Genomic DNA, 17,855 nt, shown 5'->3' on the forward strand with positions numbered 1-17,855 from the left:
ATCTTACTATCTGTGATTTTGAATTCACTTCGAATTACATAGAGGACCCATCAACCCCTGATGTAGCTTAAAATATGATTAAATGTTCATATTTAAGGCTGGCTTAAGTCAGACCTCTTTATATATCTTAATACTTTTTTCATATTTTACAAGCCCTTTTTCAAATTTTTCCAAAAATTTCTCTAAATTTCATTTATCATGGACCTCTCAAAAAAATTTGAAGAATTAATCATAAAACAGTTAGAGAGTTTCGGTTGCTCCATGGGTGTGACTCATTTAGTAATGTATCTTGCTTCAGCTAAGCAAGGAACTAAAGCATCTTTTGAATTGATTGGGCAATGGCCGCAGACTGATAGACTCCTAAAATCAATAGAAGACGATCCTTCACTAAAAGTTTCTTCTCCTAATAGAAGATGGTACCCTCTTCAAGAAAATGATATTCTCCTTGGTGTCCTTAGGGTAGAAACTGATTTGAGGGGAGGAAATTGGCCAGTATCTCTTGATTCCAGAATAAAAGCGCTTTCAATATCTTTAGCTAAATGCGTTTCTATCGAATTAGAACGTCAAAATAAAAATAAAGAAATTGATTATTTAAAAAATCAGGTCAATGTCATAATTCATCAATTGAGGAATCCATTAGCTGCTCTAAGAACATATGCAAAATTACTAATCAAAAGACTTGGTTCAGATGATGACTCTATTGAAATAGTTGAACGCATGATAATAGAGCAAAAACAAATTAATAATTATATGGACTCTTTTGCGCAATTAAATACAACTATTCAACTTCCCTTAGACATTGGAGAAGAAAGATTATTATTACCACCAAATTTAGATAATAAAATGGAAATAACTATTCAGAGTTTATTGAGGCCAATTTTAGAAAGGGGTAAAGCTAACGCGAAATTAGAAAATAGAGATTGGACAGAACCTTCTCTGTGGCCACATTGGGCTTTATCGCCATTAAAGGCAAAATATGCTGTCATCGCTGAAATTGTTGCCAATTTATTAGAAAATGCATTTAAATATGCCCAAAAAGATGCTGAGATTGGCCTTGCTATTACGAGTAAAGGTATTTGCATATTCGATGATGGTAAAAAAATAACCAAAAATGAGAATGAAAAAATTTTTCAAAAAGGTTTTAGAGGATCTGCTGCTAAGAAGCAGGACGGAACCGGTGTGGGACTTTTTTTAGCTAGGAAATTAGCACAACAAATTGGAGGAGATTTGAGATTGTTGGAAAATAACTCGATTGATAATACTGAGAAATTCAAAAATCTTAAGAAGAAAAATATTTTCTATTTAGAACTACCTATAAAAGAATTGCATGCATAAACAACATTGTAGTTTCAACAAGTACAACACTTGCACCGCAGACATCTCCATTAAAGCCTCCAATTTGTTTACCCAGTATGTTTGGGATAGAGTAGCTTAGAAAAATACCAATCAAAATAAGAAATAAAAATTTTATTATTATTGCTTGGGATGTAATTGAAACTAATTGGTATGCAATGAAAATTAAAAGAAAAATAATGGAGATCAAAGATTCTTTTTTCAGTCCATTCCAAAACTTTTTGTGACTAATAGATTTTTTCTTATAACTCATATATTTAAACTTTTCTATAAAAAATAAATTTGAAAATCTTCCCCAAAATAAGCATATAGGTAAAACAAAAATTATTAGGTTTTGAATTTTCAATATGCAAGCAATTTGAATTAAAGTTATAAAAACTAAAGCTTGAACACCGAAGGATCCAACTTTACTGTCTTTCATGGCTTTTAAACGTTTCTTTTTACCCGCAAAAATACCATCGAAAGTATCCATTAAACCATCAATGTGCAGACCACCAGTAATTAGATAGCCTGAAGCCAAACAAATTAATGTAGATGCATAAATGGACCAAGAGTTTGTTATTAAAAAAAGAAAAATATAGCTCTGTATTGTTCCAATAAAAAATCCTAAAGGCGGCGCAAATTGTGCAATATTTTTAAATTCGGGTTTAATTAAAGGTAACTTTGGAAATGTCGTATAGAAAATCCAAGATCCTGCAAAATTTTTTATTAAATATTTTATGATGAGATAAAAATAGATTCAATATTAAATAATAGAGTAGATTAAATGAAAAAGGATTAAAAATTTTATAAATTATCGTGTTTGAATTTGAAATTACATCGAATTGCAGTAATACAGGAGCAAGAACTGGTATTTTTCATACACCAAATGGTCAGGTAAATACACCAAAATTTATGCCTGTGGGTACTTTGGCAACGGTTAAAGGAATTTCATCTAAGCAGTTAATCTCTACAGGATCAGAAATGATTCTCTCAAATACCTTTCATCTTCATCTACAACCTGGAGAAAAATTAGTTAAAGATTCTGGCGGAATACATAACTTTATGAATTGGCCTAAGCCTATTCTTACTGATTCAGGTGGATATCAAGTTTTTAGTTTGGCTAAATTAAATAATATTTCTGATAAAGGTGTGGAATTTAAAAATCCAAGAGATGGTAGTCATGTATTTTTATCTCCTGAAAAAGTAATACAGATTCAAATGGATCTTGGATCAGATGTTGCGATGGCTTTTGATCATTGTCCTCCTCACACAGCTAGTGAAAATGATATTGAGGACTCTTTACAAAGAACTCATTCATGGTTGCAAAAATGTGTTGAGACTCATCAGAAATCTAATCAAGCATTATTTGGCATAGTTCAAGGTGGTAAGTTTCCCAGATTGAGAGAATATAGTGCAAAATATACAAGTTCTTTTGATCTGCCTGGAATAGCAGTGGGAGGTGTAAGTGTTGGCGAGGAAGTCGAAGAAATACATAGTGTAATTAATTACGTTGCGAAATTTTTACCAACAAATAAACCAAGATATTTAATGGGAATTGGCTCTTTAAGAGAAATTTCTTTAGCTGTTGCTAATGGATTCGATATATTTGACTGTGTTTTGCCTACAAGACTAGGAAGACATGGGACCGCATTTTTTAATGATGAAAGATTGAATTTGCGAAATGCCCGATTTAAAAATGACTTTTCTCCGATTGATAAAACTTGTGAATGTGAGACTTGTAAATCCTATTCTCGAGCATATTTGCATCATCTAATAAGAAATGACGAAATATTAGGATTAACCCTCATAAGTTTGCATAATATTGCTCACTTAATAAGATTTACTAATGCAATTTCTACTGCGATTAGAGATAATTGTTTTACAAATGATTTCGCTCCTTGGAAAACATCCTCTATTGCACACCATACATGGTAACGTCTTATCATAATTAATTAAATTATTAAAAAAGGTGCTCACTCTATTTAATACATTCGCTGAATTGCCCGAGGCGTACAAGGCCTTTGCTCCAACTGTTGATGTTCTTCCTCTTATTCCTTTATTTTTCTTTTTATTGGTATTTGTTTGGCAAGCTGCAGTTGGATTTAAATAAAATACTTTTAGTTTAGATTGTTAGTATTAGAAGGGATTTTCAAGTAAAATCGCATCTCCCGAATTATCTACAGCACTCTCTATAAAATCAGCAATTTTTAGAGCTCTTGAGGCTTGCTCACCATCTACCTCAGGAGTTTCTTTACCTTGAACGCATTTAAGAAAATGCTCAAGTTCTGCATAAAGAGGTTCAATGGAGGTTGTACTAACTTCTTCGACATAACCATCATTTCTATAAACTAATTCCCCATGTTCTGCTGTGTATGATTCATGAGACTTTCGATGGATTTGTAAAGAGTGATTTAAGAAATCAGTTTCTACTAGTCCATTTTGGCAGTGAGCACTTAAATTTCTAATTTTTTTATGACTCATTTTGCTGGCAGTTAAGCTTGCAATAACATTATTTTTAAAAACTAAAGTAGCATTAACATAATCTATTAATCCTTCGCTATTTCTTCCTCCAACAGCTGCTAATTTTTGTATTTTTGAGTTTACAAGCTCTAAAATAAGATCAATATCATGAATCATTAAATCCATTACTACCGATACATCATTTGCTCTGTCTGCATGAGGACTATGCCTCCTTGCTTCTAAAACAACAATTTCTTCATTATTAACAATTTTATTTAATTCTCTAAAAGCAGGATTAAATCTTTCAATATGTCCAACTTGTAATAGACAATTACTTTCATTAGCGGCCTCTATTAAGGATTTTGCCTCCAACTCATTAGCTGCAATAGGTTTTTCAATGAGAACGTTCGTACCTCCATTTAGACAATCTAGTCCAACCTTATGATGAAGTAGTGTCGGGACAGCAATACAAATCGCATCAACTTTTGGAATTAAGTCCTTATAATTTTTGAACCATTCACATTGAAATTGTTCAATCGCTAATTTACCTCTTTCTTCATTTGGATCTGCTACTCCAATGAGATTTGCATCTTTGAGTAAACTTAGCACTCGAGCATGATGCCAACCCATATTCCCTATGCCTATTACTCCAACCTTTACGGGTGATGAGGTTGGTTGCATAATTTTAAATCCATGTATTTATTATCATTATCCTCCATGGCGAGCCACATTTAGCTTTTGGGAAGAATTATTTTAACACGATCAATTTTTGGACCTGACATCGAAATAACTTCAAATTTGATGTTATTAGAATCTAAAACGTCCCCAATTTTTGGAACCAATTGAAATTTTTCTAGCAGAAATCCAGCAAGAGTATGATAATCTTCGCCTTCTGGAATGGAACATCCTAACTTCTTATTTATATCAATAATTTCTGATTTTCCAGCTATTGACCATTTTTTAGAGAAATTATCTAACATTCTCATATCGGAATAAATTCTATTGTTGAGCATTTCCTCTCCAACTATTTCGCCATTTAGATCAGCTGCAGTTATGAGCCCCTCTGTCCCACCATGTTCATCAACTACTAGTAAGAAAGGATTGTAGTCTCTCACTATTGGAAATATTTCTGCTAAAGAACATGTTTCTATAATTTTCGTCACTGGTAAAAGGAACGGCTCTAATAATGTATTTGATTCCATTTCACCTTTTGAAATTGGCTTGGCTAGATAACGTAAATCTAATACACCTAATACATCATCTAAAGACTCACCAATCACAAAGAATCGAGCATGGCGAGTTTTATCAACTTGTTTCATAAGTTCTGAAAAGGTTATATTTTTTGGCAAAGTTACCATTTCAGATCTTGGAATCATTACTTCTTTAACTTGTGTATCTTTTAAAGCAAAAACTCCCTCTAGAATATTTTTCTCATCTGGTTTTAAACCTGTTACATTGTCTGTTTCTATAAGAGTTTCTAATTCTCCTGCCGATAAACCCGAGTTTAGAGAATCCCATTTGTCATTTAAATTGAATAAGCCTAAACATGCGCTAGCAAAGAATTCTATTATCTTCACTATAGGATTCATAGCTTTTCTAACGGCATCAAATATTGTTGTAAGCCTCAATGCAGCAGATTCTGGATTGTTAATTACTAGTGCTTTAGGAATTAGTCCAGAAACGAGAGTAACAATTAAAACAACCAATAAAAACAATAGAAGATCATAAAATCTATTTGACAAGATATTGCTTTTCCAATAATCATTAGCCAGGTTATTGCTAAGCCATCCAATTGCAATTAATGAAATTGTCACTCCAAATTGAGAGGCAATTAATGAAGATCTAAAGCGTTTTTGAATTTTTAAAATTGAAAATGCTCCTTTCTTTTTTTCCTCTATCAACCTTAAAACTTTACTTGGCCTTATTAATAAAAAAGAGAGTTCACTCGCTGCGAAAAAAGCTGGGAAAAATAAAAGAAATAAAAGTAGAGTTATTTTCATTCAATAACAAATGAATAATGGGGGTGGCGAGGATCGAACTCGCCTTAGCCAAATTATGAGTTTGGTGCATTCACCAGATTGCTACACCCCCAAAGGGAATTTATGTAATTTTAATTTACATTGAATTTCAATATACAATATAAAAATAATATTTCAAAAAACACCTCATTTGGAAGTTTTTGTGAGATTTCTTTTTTTTCTTCTAATCTTTAAATATTAATTTAACTTTTACTAATGGGCAAATTTTCGGATAAGTATGATTTAAATAAAGCAAAATTGTTAAAACAGTTAATTGAAAAATCTTACAAGAAAGGAAACTTCACTTTATCTTCAGGAAAAAAAAGCAGTCATTACTTGAACTGTAAACCAGTCTCATTAAATGGCGAAGGCTTAAACTTAATAAGTGATTTATTTTTAGAGTTAAAGGACTCAAGGTCAAAAGCTGTAGCAGGATTGACATTAGGTGCAGACCCTATAGTAAGTGGATTAATTGTAAAAGCAGCTGCGCAAGGTTTAAACCTAAATGGTTTAATAATTCGTAAAGAAATTAAAAAATACGGTACAAAAGCTGGAATAGAGGGCCCCACATTAGAAGAAGGAACTTTGGTAACTGTTTTAGAGGATGTCGTTACAACTGCTGGTTCAGTGATAAAAGCTATAAAAAAGTTACGCGAAAATAATTATCTTGTTGAGGAAGTTTTGTCTATAGTTGATAGGCAAGAAGGGGGATTAGAAGCCCTTAGCGATGAAAATGTTAAATTAAAGAGTCTTTTTACCATAAAAGACTTTTTATAATTATTTCAAAATGCATTATATAAAAAAAAAGTTTTGGCTTGAAAAACTTGATTGTTTTTCTATTACTGGAAAAGATGCCAGAAAATTTTTGAATGGAATAACAACTGGTAATATTCTTAATTTAGAAAATAAAGTTATCAAAACTTGTTGGTTAACTCCAAATGGAGTTCTAAGGTCATTAATTGAAATTGTTTTTTTAGAAAAAAACTTAGAAGTAATTATCTTGGCGGGTAACACTAATGAAATAATTGATTACTTTAATAAAATAATTTTTCCAGCGGACGATGTATTTATAAGTGAAGCTTTCTTGATAAATAGAATTCAGGAAATTGATGAATCTAGTTCATGGAGAAATTACCAGCCTATTTTCTTCAAAATAGAAGATAAAGAATTTGAAATATATAAAAATAAACTAAATTTACTAAATCCTGATGATTTAAAACTTTGGAAGATTAATCAGGCAATACCCTCATTAGAAATGGAAATAAACGGAAAAAATAATCCTCTTGAGCTTGGATTACAAGATCTTATAGATTTTAATAAAGGTTGTTATTTAGGACAAGAAACAATGTCAAAAATAAAAAATGTTTCTTCTTTAAAACAAGAAATAAGAATTTGGAAATCATTTGAATCTAATTTGAATTTAGACGTTGAAGATAAAAATTTATATTTAAATTCTGCCAAGGATATTTCTGTAGGTAAAATAACAAGTTTTTTTAAATCAGATTCTCAAATAAAAGGTTTAGCAATGATAAAAAGAAAATATTTAGAGGAAGGAAGTTATTTTTTTTCAGAAATTTTTGGAAAAATTATTATTAATAAATCTGTAGGATCAATTTTTCTTTAATTGATTTTTAATTAAAAATTCTGCAATTTTTAGAGTAGCCAAACAATCGTCTTTGTTATATTGGATAATTTTTTTAAAAAATATTTCGTTTTCCGTAATTTGATATTGAATCCACCAATAAAGGGCTTTCGATCCACTTACATTTTTCTGCATCCATTCAAATCCAAGCCAATTAGAAACAGTTTTTAAGCCATAGTTTTTTAGTGGTAATATCCAAGACTTTCTTACTAAGGTATGTAAGTCTATAAATCTTGAGGCAAGTGAATCAATTTCTTCAAAACTAAAATTTAGGTTTTTAGCAATATTAATTATTGCTATCTTTTCTGTTTCTCCGTAATGTAAAACTGGCCATTCCTTCTTTGAAAAAAGTATTTCAATAATTTGCCTGTAAGATTCTCCTTTATTGTTTTTAAGATTTAAAATTGGTATATAGATAAGATCTTCTTTTTTATTAGACAAATTATTTACTTTTAAAAATCCATATAAAAAATCATGCTTTTCATCTGGATTTGACTCAATATCAAATATATAGAATCCCGAACATATTTTTTCTAATAGATCTTCCGTATTATTTTTATTAGAAATGAAATATGGTTCTCCAGAGATATATGCTTGTGCTTGCTTTACAAATATGGATGCTTTTTCATACTTCTGATCTTTGAATTTAGATAATTTCTCTCCAAGTTGTTTTTCGCTATACGAAGCTAATGTTTGGGTATTAGTTATTCCATTTGTTATGAGTAATGATGCAGTTTTGGACCCTATTCCATCTATATCTGTTAGATATCCATTTTCTTTTGCTTCTTTGTTACAAAATTTTTGCCAAGAACAAATAGTACATTTTTTTCTATCTTGAGTTATTTCTGGTATAGATCCCTCCAAGCATTCATTCAAATTTAATAAAACATTTAAAACTTTTTTTCTTAATTTTTTATTTAAATAAATTTCTTCAACTTTAATTTTTTTATAAAAAGTTGAAATTACTAATCCTTTCTCAATTTTAGATTCTTGAAAAGATTCCAAAAGAATAGAACAAAAAGCTAAGTCGAATAAATGTTCTTTAGTTGTTTTGTGGCCTAACTTATAAACAGCAGGTAAATATTTATATTGTCCCCATTTACTTTTACCTTTAGTCTTAAAAAGTAATTGTGGAAGTATCTCTGCGTTTATATTTTGGAAAAGATTTCCTTTGATTTTTAATCCAATTACCCCTTGATAACCATTTTCACAGGCTTTTAATCCTGTATATATTTCACCATTACAAAATTCAGAGAAAATTTGAAACTGATTAATTTTATCTATAGCTTTATGGGGAGACCAAACTTCATAAGATTTTTTACCCTTAAAATCGAGCCACGCTTTTCTTTTGCATCTTGTATAACTTTTTAAATGAAGAGAATTCAAATTATTTTTTAAGGTCGGTTTTAAAATTTACTCATATAAATTAGTATAGATAATTAAAAGAAATCAAGGAAATTTGACAGCTGATAAATTAGATAAGATAAAATTTGGAACTGATGGTTGGAGAGGAATTATTGGTTTTGACTTTAACCTGTCCAATCTTTCAAGAGTTGTTGTTGCTGCATGCCAAGAGTTGCATTATCAATACTATAAAGAAGTTAATTCAAAGAAAATTATTATTGGATATGATCGTAGATTTATGGCTTGTGAATTCGCCAAGCAAATAGTGCCTTTTGTAAGAGGATGTGGTTTCGAACCGATCTTATCTGATAGCTTTGTTACAACACCCTCTTGTAGTTTCTATGCCAAAGAAGTCGGTTGTCTTGGAGCGTTAATAATTACAGCAAGTCATAATCCATATAATTGGCTAGGTCTGAAAATAAAGAGCTTTAATGGATGTTCTGTTGACGAATCTTTTACAAGTGAAGTTGAAAAAAGATTAATGCTTGGAAATTCAATTGAAAAAATAGATGGTACTTATCAATTGGTAGATATAAAGAAATTTCATTTAGATAGAATTAAATCTCTTTTTGATATTGACTATATTTCCAAGAGATTAAAAAAAATGAAATTGAGAATTTTTGTAGATTCTATGCATGGTTCAGCTGCAAATTGTATGGCTGAGATTTTTGCTTCTAATGATTTAGAAGTTATTTCAGAAATCAGGAAAGATGCTGATCCTTTTTTTGGAGGAAAACCTCCTGAACCTCTTTTGAATTATGCAGATGATCTAAAACAAACACTAATTAAAAATTCAACAAATGAAGTGAAAACTTTAGGAATTATATTTGATGGTGATGGTGATAGAATTGCGGCAATTGATGAAAAAGGAAGATACTCTAGTACTCAAGATCTACTCCCATACTTTATTAGCTATTTGGGCGAAATTAAAAATAATTCTTATCCAGTTTTAAAGACTGTTAGTGGTTCAGATATTATTAAAAATATATCAGAGAGTCAAAATAGAGATGTTTTTGAACTTCCAGTTGGCTTTAAGTATATTGCTGAAAAAATGATTAAAGAAAAAATATTTATTGGAGGAGAAGAATCTGGGGGAGTTGGTTTTGGTGACTTTATTCCTGAAAGAGATGCTCTATATGCAGCGATGGTTTTATTAAATGGAATTGCTGAAAAATCTCAATATTTATATGAAACCTTAGATGAGATTCAAGAAGATTTTGGGCCAAGTTTTTATAAAAGAATTGATATTAAATTTCCAAACCAGTCAGAGAAAAATAACGTAAAAGATTTTATCATAGATAATATTCCTGAGAATATTAATAATCACAAGTTAAAAAGTATCTCAAAGATCGATGGAATAAAGTTGAGAATTGATAAAAATTTTTGGCTTCTTTTTAGGTTTTCAGGAACAGAACCTCTTTTAAGGTTGTATTGTGAAGCACCAAAAGAATCTTATTTAGATGAGTTATTAGATTGGGGACAAGTATTTATAAATTTGGCAGGAAAATAAGGATGAAAAATTTATTTTTAGCGAGTAAGAATAAAGGTAAAATTGAAGAATATAAGAAATTGCTTGCCGGAGTTAATTGTAAGTTGTTACTCCAGCCAGAATCATTAGAAGTTGAAGAGGATGGACTGACATTTAGAGATAATGCAATTAAAAAAGCGAGAGAAGTTTCTAGAAAAACGAATAATTTTTCAATAGCAGATGATTCAGGAATTTGTATTGAAGCACTAGGTGGTAAGCCTGGCATTTACTCATCTAGATATGCAGAAAATGATCAAAAAAGGATTGAACGAGTTTTAAGAGAACTTGATGGAGTTCAAAATAGAAGTGCTTTCTTTATTGCTTATATTTGTGTTTGTTCCCCAAATGGTGAAGTGATTATTGAATCTGAGGCCAAATGTCATGGCAATATTATTTTAAACCCCAGAGGAAAAAGTGGTTTTGGGTATGACCCAATTTTTGAGGAGAGTTCTACCAGATTAACTTTCGCAGAAATGAATAATGATATTAAAGACTCTTGTAGTCATAGAGGTAAAGCATTAAAAAAAATTATTCCAGATTTAATTGAAATTTTTTCTTAAAATCAATTAACCCAAGATCCATGAAGGCCATGAGGAATTGAAATGGGTAATTCATAAACAGCTAATTCTTTTAAGTCTTTTGCGTCTAATATCACTAAATCGCTTCCTCTTCTTTCTCCGTTCCATAGAATTATAAATAAAAATCCCTCATCTTCTTTTGAAGAGTTTTCTGATGGAACCATAATTGGTTCACTAACAAATCCACTTGAACCTGCTGACCAAAAAATCTCTTCCTTAGAAGTTAAATTTATTTTTTTTATTGCTTGAAGCGGAGCGTTCCCCAGCTTTTGAGATGTGCTTGCCATCCAACTAAAAGTTGCTTTTAATCCTAAGTTTTTAGGATTAACAACAGCAAATTCACAACATTGTTCACTGAAAGTTTCAAGTTCACAAGTTTTTGTCTTTAGATCGATGATTGATCTTTTCAGTTTTCCTTCTGGATATTTATCAAAGTCAATATCCCTAAAATTCTCGTCTGGACCAACTGATGGGAAATCATCATAAAAAATACTATCTAATACGATTTTGGAATCTTTTTCAAATGCGTTTACATGATGAAAAACGAATCCTTCTGGAGCATCTATTGTTAAAGGAGACTGTCCTCTAAACAATCCACTTTCTCTGGGGATGATAAAAAACTTTGCCTTTTTATTTGGGTTTGACTTTAGACATTGTGCTGCTCCTCTTTGACCCATTACAAATGGAAGAGGATTGAAATCAATAGCATTCTGTAAAAATATTGCCCAATTAGTTGTAATTGCGAAATCATGAAGGAATGCAAAGCCATTAAAGGTATCTTTTCTGTCAAAAATGAGCTCTCCAGAATTTGTACCAGCATTATCAAATTCCATTAATCTAATGGTACTTTTTGGCCCGGTTTGTACTCCAAAAGTGACTAAAAGTTCTGAAGATGTATTTGAGTTTAGGTCTGTTTTGGGATGAGCACTGAATGCTTCGTTAGGCTTTAGTACTCCTTTTAATGTTGTTAAACCAATAGTTTCAAGACTATCAGGATCCATTGCATGTGGACCTGCTGCTTCCCATAATGCAAGAATTTCATCTCCTAATTTAATGACATGTGTATTAGCGATATTCTTGAATTTTAGATCTAATACATTATTTAAAATTCCTCCATTTTTTTGTGTTCCAAAAACACCTCTATAAATAAATTTATCTATTTTTTCTTCTTCCAAATAGCCTTTAGTTTTAACAAATCTATTTGTTAATAATGGCTGACCATTTTTGAATTTTATGGATGTTATCATCCCATCACCATCAAATGGATGATGAACCCATTGTCCACCTCTCTCTAATATTCCTGGTCCATTTCTTAATAATGTTCCATTTAAATTTTGAATATTATTACCTTTGCTAATTTTTAGAGGCTCATTAGTTATCTCCTTTTCTACATTTTGATAAGCACTTGACCAATCTTCTTTTTTAAAAATATTAAATTTATCAATTTTTTTATCTTGTAAATTAGTCACAACAAAATAATCACTCCATCTATCTTCGCCAAAAATCAACTGAATTGTGGCTGATTTGAAAAAATTCCTATTTTATTGTTTTTCTAACATTCCTTTACTGCTTGGAATTGAATTAGATCTTCTTGGATCTATCTCGGTAGCCATTCTCATTGCTCTTGAAAAAGCTTTAAAGCACGCCTCAACTATGTGATGTGAATTACTTCCTCGTATTTGATTAATATGCAGAGTAATACCGCTGTTATTTACAAAGGCAATAAAAAACTCTCTTACTAGTTCAGTATCATAATTTCCTATTCTAGGAGCTTTTAATTGAAGATCATAAGATAGATGCGGTCTACCAGAGCAGTCTAAGGTGACTTGAACTAATGCTTCATCTAATGGGGCAAAGAAATGTCCAAATCTGCTTATTCCTTTTCTTTCTCCCAAAGCTTTTGAAAATGCTTTACCTAATGCGATTCCTACATCTTCATTTGTATGATGATCATCAATATGGGTATCTCCAATTGCTTTTATTTTTAAATCGAACAAACCATGACTGGATATTTGATGAAGCATATGATCTAGGAATGGTATCCCGGTATCAATCTCAGAAATTCCATTTCCATCTAAGTTTATAAATACAGAAATATCTGTTTCATTCGTTTTTCTTTTTATTTCAGATTGCCTTAGAGATGACATTTTTTGTGCAAAAAACTTAGTTTACATTCCATTAATGCAGTAACCCGCATCAACATAAATTGTTTGGCCTGAAATGCCGCTAGAGAGATCACTTAATAAAAAAGCAGCTGTATTACCTACTTCTGTTTGAGTGACTGTTCTGCGTAAAGGAGCCTTTTCTTCAACATTGTGAATCATATCTAAAATGCCACCTATAGCAGAACTCGCAAGTGTTCTTATAGGCCCAGCACTTATTGCGTTAACTCTGACTTGTTTTTCTGGACCAAGTTCTGCAGAAAGATATCTTACTGAAGCTTCTAAAGCTGCTTTAGCAACTCCCATCACGTTATAGTTAGGAATCGCCCTTTCTGAACCTAAATAAGTTAAGGAGACAACTCCAGCACCATCACTAAACAGTGGTTTTGCTGCTTTACATAAAGGTGCTAACGAATACGCACTTATATTAAGAGCTCTATCAAAACCCTCTGAAGTGGTAGCACTATAATCTCCAATCAATTCATCGCGTCCTGCAAATGCAAGACAGTGAACTAATCCGTCAATTTGCCCCCAATTGTCTTTTATATTTTTAAAGATTTCTTCAATTTGAGCTGGATTTTGAACATCAAGAGGCAAAAATAACGATGGGTTTAAAGGTTCAGTTAGTTCTCTAACTTTAGACTCGAATCTCCCTTTATCATCAGGCAAATATGTGATTCCAAGTTCTGCGCCAGCTTTTGAAAGTTGTTGAGCGATACCCCATGCTATTGAACGATTGTTGGCAATCCCTGTAACAAGAATTTTTTTGCCAGTTAGATTTAGAAGCATTTTGTTTATTATTTCTATTATTCTCCTATATAAAAGTACCTATCTTTACGGATTACTCCAAAATATACAATAATTTTCAAATATCAAAGAATTTTTAACTTAAACATGGTAAGAACAAATTCTATGGTTTTGGAATTAGGTTTTCAATTACCGAATTTCGAAATGTTAAATGCTAATTCTTCAAAAAATGAATATTTTAATTCTCATAATCTAGATAATCGGCATTTACTTTTAATGTTTATTTGTGCCCATTGCCCATTTGTCAAATATATTGAGAATCAAATTTCTACATTAAGTAAAGAAATTGAAAATACAGTTCAAACAGTTGCAGTTTCTAGTAATGATATTCTCACTCATCCTTCAGATTCTCCTAAAAATTTGAGATTACAAGCACAAAAAAAGGGATGGAGTTTTCCTTATCTATATGATGAAAATCAAAATTTTGCTAAGAAATTAAAAGCAGCTTGCACCCCAGATTTTTATCTTTTTTCAAATGAAGAAGATGGTGATTTTTTATTGTATTATCATGGCCAATTAGACGATAGTAGACCAGGTAATAATATCCCTCTATCTGGAAAAGATTTGCGCTCTGCTGTAAAAGATTTGAATCTAGATAATTCTTATCCTTCAAATCAGATGCCTTCTTTAGGTTGCAATATAAAATGGACTCCTGGTAAAGAACCAAGTTGGTTTAAATGAATTAAAATTTTTTTTTACCCATAGAAATATGGTTTAGGGTTAATATATTTACTATGCAGATACCTCCATTTACTTTAGATAGACAGTTCCAAGAAATTGGCTCTGAAATTGAGAGTGAGGTTTCTAAAGTTTTAAAAGGGGGTCAGTATATTGGAGGACAAGAAATTGCCAAATTTGAGGAGAGTTTTTCAAATCTGATTGGTGTTGAAAATACTATTGGATGTAATAGTGGAACTGATGCTTTAGTATTAGCTTTGCGCGCATTAGATATTGGTGTGGGTGATGAAGTTATTACCTCATCTTTTAGCTTTTTTGCAACTGCAGAGGCTATTAGTGCAGTTGGTGCTAATCCTGTTTTGGTAGATATAGATCCAGAAACTTATCTCATTAATACTGAGCTAATAGAACAAGAAATAAATCCTAATACCAAGGCAATTATGCCAGTTCATCTATTTGGTAATGCAGTGAATATGACCTTAATAAAATCTTTGGCCAAGAAATATGACTTAAAAGTAATCGAAGATTGTGCTCAGGCAACATGCACAATGTGGGAAACTTCCAAAGTTGGTAGTATCGGAGATATAGGCTGTTTTAGCTTTTTCCCTACTAAAAATTTAGGAGCTGCTGGAGATGGTGGAGCAGTAACAACTTCAGATCAGAAGATTGCAAAAAAAATTAGAGAATTGGCTGTTCATGGCAGCCCAATAAGATATCATCATACCCAAATTGGATATAACAGCAGACTTGATACCATTCAAGCTGCCATATTAAATATTAAAATTAAGTATGTTTCTAATTGGATTAATAATCGCCAAAAAATTGCTAATAATTACCTTGATTTATTAGAAAAAAATCCATTTATTAGTTTTCCAAAAATTAGCTCTGATTCAATTTCCCATTCCTGGAATCAATTTGTAATCAAATTAAGAAACGATAAATATTTTTTAAATGAAGATTTTTCAAATTTATTTGATACTGATTGCAAAAAATACTATTCATTAAGGAATTTGGTAAAACAACAACTTTTTGAAAAAGGTATTAATTCAATTATTTATTATCCAATTCCAATACACGCACAAATAGCTTACAAAAATAAAAATTTTTCTAGAACAAAACTCATTAATACAGAGAGAATTTGTACAGAAGTTCTTAGTCTTCCAATGTTTCCTGAAATTTCTTATGAAGAGCAAGTTTATGTAGCAGAAAATTTAAATAAAGTTTTAAAGAATTGTATAGAGGAAATTCAAATTTCAGCATAAAGTGATTTAAACAATCTTTGCTGTATGTTGTGATTGACAATAGGACTTGAATAATTATTTTTTTCTAAATTAGATATCCCCCCATTTAATAATTCTGAATTTGACACTTTAGATAATTCAGGAATCCAATATTTTATATATTTGCAAATAGGATCAAATTTTTTTGCTTGGGTGTATGGATTAAAAATTCTTAGTGGTTTTGGATCCATACCGCTACTGGCGCTCCACTGCCATCCCCCATTATTTGCAGATAAGTCTCCATCAACCAAAGTCTCCATAAATTTTTTCTCGCCCATTTGCCAATTGCATATAAGATCTTTTACCAGAAATGAAGCGACTATCATCCTACATCTGTTATGCATCCAGCCAGTACTATTTAGTTGACGCATTGCAGCATCTACTATAGGTACTCCGGTTTCTCCGTTGCTCCAATGCTGAAACCATTCATTATTGTTTTGCCATGGAAAGTGATCCCATTTTTTTCTATATGGACCTTTCTCTAGCTCTGGGAAATGGAATAAGCAATGTTGATAAAATTCACGCCAAACAAGTTCTTTTTGCCAAGTTTCAATTGATAGATAATTTCCTTGATTTGCAAAATCTGAATTTAAATTTAATGTTGCGTTCCAAATTTTTCTAATGCTAATGGTGCCAAATCTGAGAGATGCACTTAGAAAAGATGTCCCATTATGGGAAGGAAAATCTCGTGCCGAATTATAAGAATATATTTTTTTTTCGTTAATGAAGTTTTCTAATAATGTTTCTGCAGCATTCTCTCCAGGTCTACATGGACAAATATTCGAACCAGGAAATTTGATATTTTTGATAAATTTCTCTAGAACCGAATCAGATGAATTTATTGTCTTATTTTCTTTGAGTTTATTATCTATATCTTTAAACTGGAAAGCAACTTTATCTTGGTCATATGGACCTAATAAATTCATTTTTGATTTAAGGTTTTTATAAAAAGGTCCATAAACTGAATAAGGTTTATTATTTCCGGAAAATATTTTTAAAGGTTCCAATAATAAGTGATCCCAAGTTTCAATAACTTGGATATTTTGTTCTTCTAAATTTTTTTTTATTTTTAAATCGCGATTAATCTCATAAGGTTCAATTGATCTATTCCAAAAAACAAATTTAGCATCTATTTTCTTTGCTAATTGAGGAATTATTAATACCGGATCTCCTTCTTCCATGATTAATCTACTACCCATTTTTTTCCAATTATTTCCTAATTCTTGAAGCGAATTTCCTAGAAACCAAGCTCTTGAACTTGCATTGAAATCGTGTGGGTAATTTTTATCAAATATGTAAGTTGAAGTAATAGCATTTGATAATGAAAATGCTTTGATTAAAGCTTGATTGTCAAATATTCTTAAATCCTTTCTATGCCAAAAAAGTATTCTAGGTTTATTCATAATTCATCTAAAAATTGTTTAGCTCTAAACCAAGCTGTAACAGTTTTTGCGTCAAGAATCTCATCCCCACTAGAAATAAGATTATCTAGTTCGTTCGGATCTAAAATTAATACTTCTATATCTTCATCTAAATCTCCTTTAACCTCGGAATTTAGTTTGCTCAAATCACGCGCTAAAAATAAATAAATTTCTTCATCTGCATAACCAGGAGCGGGGACAAGAGTTCCTAATTCATCCCATTTGTTTGCACTAAATCCAGTTTCTTCTTGTATTTCTCTTTTAATTGAATTAATAGGTGTTTCACCTATTTCTAATGTGCCTGCTGGAAACTCTAATAAATACCTTGAAACAGCAAATCTATATTGCCTAAGAATGATAACTTTATTGTCTTTTGTAATAGGTACGGCTAATGCTGCCCCAGGATGCTTAATGTATCCATATTCACCTTCGTGTCCATTTGGAAGCTCAATTCTATTTATTTCGAAACTAAATTTTTTTGACTTTAACTCAGATATTTTTTCTTTAAAAATGGATCTTTTTAAAAAGTTTATTTTGCCCAT

The 17,855-nt window shown here is 31.0% G+C and carries 18 protein-coding genes and 1 tRNA gene; 9 read left to right on the forward strand and 10 right to left on the reverse strand.

What is annotated here, in order from left to right:
* Positions 1-198: 198 nt before the first annotated feature.
* Positions 199-1,335, forward strand: coding sequence for a sensor histidine kinase (locus HA148_RS01415; RefSeq protein ID WP_209129567.1), 1,137 nt, complete (start codon positions 199-201; stop codon positions 1,333-1,335).
* Here HA148_RS01415 and HA148_RS01420 read toward each other — a convergent pair.
* Positions 1,313-2,092, reverse strand: coding sequence for an adenosylcobinamide-GDP ribazoletransferase (locus HA148_RS01420; RefSeq protein ID WP_308789035.1), 780 nt, complete (start codon positions 2,090-2,092; stop codon positions 1,313-1,315). The two genes, HA148_RS01415 and HA148_RS01420, sit on opposite strands and share 23 nt — an antisense overlap.
* 59 nt (positions 2,093-2,151) lie before the next feature.
* Here HA148_RS01420 and tgt point away from each other — a divergent pair, with 59 nt between their 5' ends.
* Both tgt and HA148_RS01430 read left to right on the forward strand, forming a co-directional pair.
* Entirely contained in the window at positions 2,152-3,270 is a 1,119-nt protein-coding gene (gene tgt, locus HA148_RS01425) for a tRNA guanosine(34) transglycosylase Tgt (protein ID WP_209129569.1), read from the forward strand.
* Between the two features lie 34 nt (positions 3,271-3,304).
* Entirely contained in the window at positions 3,305-3,445 is a 141-nt protein-coding gene (locus HA148_RS01430; RefSeq protein ID WP_075488293.1) for a photosystem II reaction center protein K, read from the forward strand.
* A 26-nt stretch (positions 3,446-3,471) separates the two neighbouring features.
* On the opposite strand, the gene HA148_RS01435 is transcribed toward HA148_RS01430, so the two are convergent.
* From HA148_RS01435 to HA148_RS01445, 3 genes are all read right to left on the reverse strand, one after another.
* A complete protein-coding gene (locus tag HA148_RS01435) occupies positions 3,472-4,476 on the reverse strand; it encodes a Gfo/Idh/MocA family protein (RefSeq protein WP_209129571.1) in 1,005 nt (334 codons plus the stop codon).
* 50 nt (positions 4,477-4,526) lie between these two features.
* Positions 4,527-5,795, reverse strand: a complete 1,269-nt coding sequence (locus tag HA148_RS01440; protein ID WP_209129573.1) for a hemolysin family protein — start codon at positions 5,793-5,795, stop codon at positions 4,527-4,529.
* Positions 5,796-5,813: 18 nt separating this feature from the next.
* A tRNA-Ile gene (locus HA148_RS01445) sits at positions 5,814-5,886 on the reverse strand.
* Between the two features lie 143 nt (positions 5,887-6,029).
* Between HA148_RS01445 and pyrE the strand changes: the two genes are divergently transcribed.
* Both pyrE and HA148_RS01455 read left to right on the forward strand, forming a co-directional pair.
* Positions 6,030-6,590, forward strand: a complete 561-nt coding sequence (gene pyrE, locus HA148_RS01450) for an orotate phosphoribosyltransferase (protein ID WP_209129575.1) — start codon at positions 6,030-6,032, stop codon at positions 6,588-6,590.
* Between the two features lie 10 nt (positions 6,591-6,600).
* Complete coding sequence (locus HA148_RS01455) at positions 6,601-7,437, forward strand: folate-binding protein YgfZ (RefSeq protein WP_209129577.1); 837 nt, start codon at positions 6,601-6,603, stop codon at positions 7,435-7,437.
* Here the strand turns inward: HA148_RS01455 and HA148_RS01460 are convergent.
* A complete protein-coding gene (locus HA148_RS01460) occupies positions 7,423-8,841 on the reverse strand; it encodes a TM0106 family RecB-like putative nuclease (protein ID WP_209129579.1) in 1,419 nt (472 codons plus the stop codon). The two genes, HA148_RS01455 and HA148_RS01460, sit on opposite strands and share 15 nt — an antisense overlap.
* Before the next feature lie 73 nt (positions 8,842-8,914).
* On the opposite strand from HA148_RS01460, the gene HA148_RS01465 reads away from it, so the two are divergent.
* Together HA148_RS01465 and rdgB are read left to right on the forward strand one after the other, a co-directional pair.
* Entirely contained in the window at positions 8,915-10,369 is a 1,455-nt protein-coding gene (locus HA148_RS01465) for a phosphoglucomutase/phosphomannomutase family protein (RefSeq protein ID WP_209129581.1), read from the forward strand.
* Between the two features lie 2 nt (positions 10,370-10,371).
* Positions 10,372-10,947: an RdgB/HAM1 family non-canonical purine NTP pyrophosphatase gene (rdgB, locus tag HA148_RS01470; protein ID WP_209129583.1), complete on the forward strand. Its 576-nt coding sequence runs from the start codon at positions 10,372-10,374 to the stop codon at positions 10,945-10,947.
* A gap of 2 nt (positions 10,948-10,949) precedes the next feature.
* Here the strand turns inward: rdgB and HA148_RS01475 are convergent, their stop codons facing one another.
* From HA148_RS01475 to fabI, 3 genes are all read right to left on the reverse strand, one after another.
* Positions 10,950-12,434, reverse strand: coding sequence for a carotenoid oxygenase family protein (locus HA148_RS01475; protein ID WP_209129585.1), 1,485 nt, complete (start codon positions 12,432-12,434; stop codon positions 10,950-10,952).
* A 72-nt stretch (positions 12,435-12,506) separates the two neighbouring features.
* Positions 12,507-13,112: an imidazoleglycerol-phosphate dehydratase HisB gene (gene hisB / locus HA148_RS01480; RefSeq protein WP_209129587.1), complete on the reverse strand. Its 606-nt coding sequence runs from the start codon at positions 13,110-13,112 to the stop codon at positions 12,507-12,509.
* Positions 13,113-13,133: 21 nt separating this feature from the next.
* On the reverse strand, positions 13,134-13,916 hold the full coding sequence (gene fabI, locus HA148_RS01485) for an enoyl-ACP reductase FabI (protein WP_025893966.1): 783 nt from the start codon (positions 13,914-13,916) through the stop codon (positions 13,134-13,136).
* Positions 13,917-14,021: 105 nt separating this feature from the next.
* Between fabI and HA148_RS01490 the strand changes: the two genes are divergently transcribed.
* Together HA148_RS01490 and HA148_RS01495 are read left to right on the forward strand one after the other, a co-directional pair.
* Positions 14,022-14,615: a thioredoxin family protein gene (locus tag HA148_RS01490; protein WP_209129589.1), complete on the forward strand. Its 594-nt coding sequence runs from the start codon at positions 14,022-14,024 to the stop codon at positions 14,613-14,615.
* Positions 14,616-14,668: 53 nt separating this feature from the next.
* The gene (locus HA148_RS01495; RefSeq protein WP_209129591.1) at positions 14,669-15,874 is read left to right on the forward strand and encodes a DegT/DnrJ/EryC1/StrS family aminotransferase; all 1,206 of its coding nucleotides are present in this window, start codon (positions 14,669-14,671) and stop codon (positions 15,872-15,874) included.
* On the opposite strand, the gene HA148_RS01500 is transcribed toward HA148_RS01495, so the two are convergent.
* The gene (locus HA148_RS01500) at positions 15,859-17,295 is read right to left on the reverse strand and encodes a cryptochrome/photolyase family protein (RefSeq protein ID WP_209129593.1); all 1,437 of its coding nucleotides are present in this window, start codon (positions 17,293-17,295) and stop codon (positions 15,859-15,861) included. The genes HA148_RS01495 and HA148_RS01500 overlap by 16 nt on opposite strands.
* Positions 17,292-17,855, reverse strand: a complete 564-nt coding sequence (locus HA148_RS01505; RefSeq protein ID WP_209129595.1) for an NUDIX hydrolase — start codon at positions 17,853-17,855, stop codon at positions 17,292-17,294. Before HA148_RS01505 ends, HA148_RS01500 begins: the two co-directional genes overlap by 4 nt.

The sequence above is a fragment of the Prochlorococcus marinus XMU1405 genome, from assembly GCF_017696275.1.
Lineage (GTDB): Bacteria > Cyanobacteriota > Cyanobacteriia > PCC-6307 > Cyanobiaceae > Prochlorococcus_A > Prochlorococcus_A marinus_AB.